The 334-nt window shown below is 76.0% G+C and carries 1 tRNA gene; it reads left to right on the top strand.

The features are described from left to right. Positions 1-108: 108 nt before the first annotated feature. A tRNA-Ala gene (locus tag V5O49_RS00160) sits at positions 109-181 on the top strand. Positions 182-334: the final 153 nt, after the last annotated feature.

Here is a 334-nt window from a genome sequence, read left to right as displayed (position 1 = left end):
CCCGCCCCGCGCGTGCTGCGGGAGCGGGCGCGACGCACGTCACGTCGTCGGAGCCGAACCGCAGTCGCCGGAAGCCGTCGCCGGGGGCTAATCTTACTACCGCTTATCGGGGCCATGGCGCAGTTGGTAGCGCGTCTCGCTCGCAATGAGAACGCCGGGGGTTCGCGGCCCCCTAGCTCCACCCGGCGCGAAGGCCCGGGACCGGGCACGGTGCCGGGCCTTCGTCGCGCTCCGGACCCGGTCCCGCGCATCGACGGGCGGGGACGGTCGCGTGCCGTGCGACGGCGTGCGCCGCTCCGCCCGCCGCCGTGGGCTGTGCGCCCGAGGGGTGTAC

This window comes from Isoptericola haloaureus (assembly GCF_036689775.1).
Lineage (GTDB): Bacteria > Actinomycetota > Actinomycetes > Actinomycetales > Cellulomonadaceae > Isoptericola > Isoptericola haloaureus.
This window is presented reverse-complemented; position numbering and strand designations above follow the sequence as displayed.